4 protein-coding genes are annotated in these 5,740 nt (G+C 46.8%); all 4 read left to right on the forward strand.

Annotation, left to right across the window (positions count from 1 at the left end):
- Positions 1–2,526 (forward strand): helicase-related protein (locus Q8J68_RS12345; protein WP_305311819.1); only part of this gene is annotated, 2,526 nt, incomplete at its 5' end.
- 167 nt (positions 2,527–2,693) lie between these two features.
- Positions 2,694–3,557: a helix-turn-helix domain-containing protein gene (locus tag Q8J68_RS12350; RefSeq protein WP_305311820.1), complete on the forward strand. Its 864-nt coding sequence runs from the start codon at positions 2,694–2,696 to the stop codon at positions 3,555–3,557.
- Between the two features lie 5 nt (positions 3,558–3,562).
- Positions 3,563–4,060, forward strand: coding sequence for an ATP-binding protein (locus tag Q8J68_RS12355; RefSeq protein WP_305311821.1), 498 nt, complete (start codon positions 3,563–3,565; stop codon positions 4,058–4,060).
- On the forward strand, positions 4,053–5,740 hold a 1,688-nt coding region (locus Q8J68_RS12360), incomplete at its 3' end, for a hypothetical protein (protein WP_305311822.1). The genes Q8J68_RS12355 and Q8J68_RS12360, both read left to right, overlap by 8 nt.

Here is a 5,740-nt window from a genome sequence, read left to right on the forward strand (position 1 = left end):
AAGCTTGACCCTGTGCGTTTACTTATCGCAGATGATGTGGGTATTGGTAAAACAATCGAAGCTTGCCTGATCGCTAGAGAACTCTTAGACAGGGGTGAGATTACCCGGCTATGCGTACTCTGTCCACCCCATCTGGCAGAGCAATGGCAAACGGAGCTAAGCACAAAGTTCCATATTGATGCCGAATTGGTGCTAGGCAGCACGGTACGTAGATTGGAGCGCAACTGCCGGGCTAACGAGTCGATTTTTGAGGTCTATCCCTATACTGTGGTATCCATAGACTATATCAAAAGTGACCGCCACAAAGCAGATTTCCTACGGACTGCACCAGAGCTGATTATTGTGGATGAAGCACACACTGCCAGCTTCGATGATTCTGGTAACAGCGGTAGGCATCAGCGATATGAATTGATCAAAAAACTCAGCCAAACTCCCAATCGTCACATGCTATTGGTTACTGCAACTCCTCACTCCGGCAATGAAAACGCCTTCCGTTCACTCTTGACCCTGCTCAACAAAGAAATCTCAGATTTTCCTGCGGATCTATCCGGAGCTCAGAACGAACAGCGTCGGCGCACTATTGCTCAGTATTTTATCCAAAGACGCAGAAGCGATATCGAAAACTACCTAAAAGAAAAGACTGTATTCCCAAGCCCTGAAGCTAAGGAAATCCACTATAAACTTTCTGAGCCTTATCGTGATTTGTTCAATAAGGCTCTGGATTATGCCCGGGAAATCGTCTGCGACAAAGCGGGTGGACAGCATCGACAAAGGGTTCGCTGGTGGTCTGCTTTGGCACTGCTGCGTGCTCTTGCTTCCAGTCCGGCTGCAGCGGCTGCCACTATGCGAAATCGCAGTGCCACTCTGGAAACAGAGACCGTTCCTGAAGCGGATGAGCTTGGCAGACGCCTGATTATGGATATTGATGACCACGATACCACCGATGCCAGTGACATCCTGCCCGGTAGTGATTCCTTTTCTGAAGCAGATGAAAATACCCTCAGTCGTAGAAAACTATTGGCTATGGCAAAGCAAGCGGAAGCTATCTATGGTGATCATGATTCCAAAATGCTGGGACTGGTAAAACCACTCAAAGACCTGCTCAAGGATGGCTTTAGCCCGATCATCTTCTGTCGTTTTATCCAGACGGCAGAATACCTGGCAGAGCAGCTAAGGGCTCGCATGCCCAAGGCAGTACAGATCATGTCCATCACAGGGCTTCTGCCTCCAGAGGAACGGGAAGGGCGTGTAAAAGAACTCTCTGAATATCCCTCCCGCATCCTGGTCTGCACGGATTGTCTATCTGAAGGTATCAACCTCCAGGATAGCTTTGACGCCGTAATCCACTATGATCTGAGCTGGAATCCCACCCGGCATGAGCAGAGGGAAGGACGTGTTGACCGCTTTGGTCAGCCACATCCAACCGTGCGTATGCTTACCTATTACGGGATGGATAACCAGATTGATGGCATTGTCCTGGACGTACTACTCCGCAAACACAAGCAGATCAAATCATCCCTGGGTATCTCCGTTCCTGTTCCTGCCGATACAGAAGCTGTAGTGGAAGCGATCTTCGAAGGCCTTCTGCTCCGGGAACAGTCAGGAAGAGGTGACCAGCTCATGATTACCGGGTTCGACGAGTTTTTCCAAGATGACAAAAAGAAACTGCATGATGCCTGGGAGATTGCCAAGGATAAAGAAAAACGCAGCCAGACCATGTTTTCCCAGATGGGTCTGGCAGCCAGAGTCGATGAGATCAAAGCTGAGCTCGATGCGATCAGGGATTCCATCGGTTCTCAGCTAAACATCAAGGATTTTGTAAAACAGACTCTTACCCACTACCAGGCCATTATCAAAGAGGTCAAGAATACATATCAGATAGATCTCTCTCCCGTGCCTGTTCTGGTCAAAGAAAGCTGTGGCTACTTGCCGGATAAGATTACTGTCAGCTTTGATCTTCCCGTTCAAGAAAAGGAGATCTACCTCTCCCGCACACATCCGATTGTGGAAGGCCTTGCTGATTTGGTCATGAACACTGCCTTGGATAGCAAAAACACTCACTGCATCGCCAGCCGAGCAGGAGTTATCCGTTCAGCATCAGTTCAGCGCAGGACAGTCCTCTTACTTATCAGATACCGCTTTCACATCACCCAAGCCTATGAGGATAGTGTATATCGCAGTCTAGTGGAAGACTCCCAAATTGTGGCTTTTACAGGATCACCTGAAGCCCCGGAGTGGCTGTCTGAGCAGGATGCCCAAGCTCTGCTTAGTGCCATTCCCTCCGAGAATGTCTTGCCCGAGCAAGCCCAAGCTCAGATAGAGCGCATTATTGAAAACTTCCAATCTCTGCAACCGGTTCTAAATGGCTTTGCTCAGCAGCGATCACTTGATTTGCTGGCATCTCATATCAGAGTACGTGATGCTGTTTTGCTAAAGCGTTCTCAGAAACCGGATATCAAACCTGAACTACCTCCGGATGTGCTAGGCATCTATGTTTACTTGCCAAGTAGCGAGTTGGGGAGGTAGCGAGATATGAATATAAGAATGTACTCTGCAATCAACTCGGAAGCAAAACGCTTCCAAGTAACTTCCGAGTTAAATTTTGACCATGCTTTAATACCTATATTGCAGGTAATTGAGCCCATGCAGATTTTGTTTGAGCATCAGTTAACCACTTTCACTGGGAGTCATCTATGGAACTGACAAACTATCTGCAACAAGAAGAAGGAAAGACCCTCGAATTCAAGGAAAATTGCTATTCTCTGAAGAATATCATTAAAACCGTCATAGCATTTGCCAATACTTCCGGAGGAACTCTTCTGATCGGTATTAGTGACAGTAAAGAGGTTGTTGGCATTGATGAGCCACTAAAGGATGAACAAAGGCTATCAAGCGCTTTTGCTGATAGTATCAAACCTCTTTTGATTCCAGATATTTCCATCATCACTTATAGGGAGAGGAGTGTCATCGTAATTTGTGTTCATCACTCGTTTGCTCCCTTTTATCTCGCATCTGAGGGTCAGGAGAAAGGTGTTTACATAAGATTGGGTTCTACTAATCGACAAGCAGATCTCGATACAATAGAAAGTATCCGCCGATGGGCAAGAAATACTGCTTACGATGAACTCCCTTGTCCCGACCTCAACTCTGAAGCGATTGACTTCAGAGTGGCTTCAGAGTTATTTTCAAAGAGGTCAAGAACCATTGATAATAAAGCACTTCTCGCATTGGGGATTTTCACTGAGCAAGGAAAGACTGCGGTTCCTACTATTGGGGGAGTCCTACTATTTGGCTCTGATCGAAAACGATATTTCCCCGATGCAATTATCCGTTGCGCTCGGTTTGAGGGTATCTCCAAAACTCGCTTCATAGACCAGCTAGATATTGATGTCAACCTACCTGAATCTGTGGAATCTGTTATCCAGTTTATCAGAAAACACATCTTGGTAGGACTTAGTATCGAGGGGATTCACAGCTCTGAACTGCCACAATATCCCTTAAAGGCGATTCGTGAAGCCGTCATCAATGCGATAGTCCATGCCGATTACTCTCCATAAAAGGAATGAACATCAGGATATCCATCTATGATGACAGAATCGAGATTACCAACCCTGGTTTATTACCATTTGGGATGTCGGTTGAATCAGCACTTTCAGGAATGTCTAAACTTAGGAATCGTGTGATCGGAAGAGTTTTCAAAGAGCTGAATCTTATCGAACAATGGGGTACTGGTATTGCCCGCATAATTGAAGAATGCGATGCAGCTCATTTACTGCCTCCAAGATTTGAGGAAATTGGAACTGCCTTCCGAGTTACGCTGTATGCTGGCAAGAAAATCGATTTGAAACTCGATAAATGGGAAGTACAGCTGATAGAATATTTGAAATTGAAAAATGAAATTCTTACAAAAGAGGCAGCTGATTTGTGGGAGGTATCAGAGCGTACAGCCAGATCAAGATTACTCAAAATGATTGATAAGGGGCTTATCACAGAGGTCAAAACCAGTCCTACAGATCCCAAAAAGGTCTATGTCCTCAAGAACAGGAGCCCCCATGCCTAAGCGTAGCAGTATCTTCAACACCATCCGTACAGAAGGTGCCATCCTCCCTGCAGAACTGCTCCAGAGGATTGTCAGTGGTGTTGCCACTCTGGAAGGTCTGAAATCCACAGATTATCACTTGAGTCCAAGCGAACGTCTGAACGAAACCGCCACACGCTCCTGGAATCGTCTTCTCGGTGTCTGGCAAACATATCGGGAAATCCTCAGTCAATTACCTGAAGAGTCCATAGGTACCACTGAGACCCGTGAACGCTGGCTACTACCTCTCTTTCAGGAGCTTGGATATGGCAGGCTCCAGACCCAGAAATCCATTGAGATAGAGGACAAAACCTATCCCATCAGTCACAAGGCATCCGAACCCGTAGCCATCCATCTGGTCAGCTTCAAATGGGATCTGGACAAACGTAATCCCATCGCCAAAGGAGAAACCAAACTTTCTCCACATTCCCTGATGCAGGAGTTTCTAAACCGCAGTGAGGATCACCTCTGGGGTATCCTTTCCAATGGCCTCAAGCTTCGAATCCTGCGTGACAATGTATCCCTAACCCGCGCTGCCTATGTGGAGTTTGACCTGCAAGCGATGATGGATGGGGTTGCTTACAGCGATTTCTTCTTGTTATATCTACTTTGCCATCAGTCCCGAGTAGAAGTAAAGACAGATGAAACAGGCAGGGTTCTGCCCCCTGAAACCTGCTGGCTGGAAAAGTGGTACAACGCTTCCATCAAAGATGGCGTCCGTGCCCTGGATGAGCTACGTAACAATGTCCAATCTGCCATCGAGTCTCTTGGTGCTGGATTTCTCTCCCATCCCGCTAATACTGACCTCAGGGATAAACTCCGCTCTGGCACCCTTACCTTACAGGACTATTATCATCAAGTCCTGTTACAGGTCTATCGCCTGCTCTTCGTGTTTGTGGCAGAGGATAGGGATTTGCTTATTCCGGGTGATGTTCCTGATATGGTAAAGCAGACTTATCACAAATACTACTCCACCTATCGGATCAGGAAACTTGCACGCAAGAAAAGAGGAACCCGGCATTCTGATCTCTGGAAGCAGCTAAATTTGCTTTTTACCGGCCTATATAACGGCAACACGGCACTTGGATTGCCAGCCTTAGGTTCTTTCTTGTTTAGAGCTTCTTCTACGCAGGAAATGGCTAATTGTGAGATAGCCAATAGTGACTTACTCTCAGCAGTCCGCTACCTCTGTTATACTCAAAAGAACAATATCTTCCAGCCCATAAACTATCGTAATCTAGGGCCAGAAGAACTCGGCTCAGTCTATGAATCTCTCCTGGAGATGCATCCTGAAATCAATCTGGAAGCAGGTTACTTCAAACTCAACGTTGTCTCTGGCTCGGAACGTAAGACTACAGGAAGCTATTACACTCCATCCTCATTGGTAAACTGTTTATTAGATTCTGCTCTTGAACCAGTTATTGAGAACGCTCTCAAGTCAGTTACCTTCTCCTCCGTCATTCCCGTGCAGACGGGAACCCAGTCCCTAAAAGAGCAAGCCATTCTATCCCTCAAAATCTGCGATCCCGCTTGCGGAAGCGGACACTTTCTCATCTCTGCAGCCCATCGGCTTGCCAAGCGTCTGGCTTCTATCCGAGCTGGCGAAGATGAGCCTGCTCCATCTATCATCCAACATTCTCTCAGAGACGTAATAGGTCATTG

It is taken from the genome of Methanolobus sp., from assembly GCF_030682845.1.
Taxonomy (GTDB): Archaea; Halobacteriota; Methanosarcinia; order Methanosarcinales; family Methanosarcinaceae; genus Methanolobus.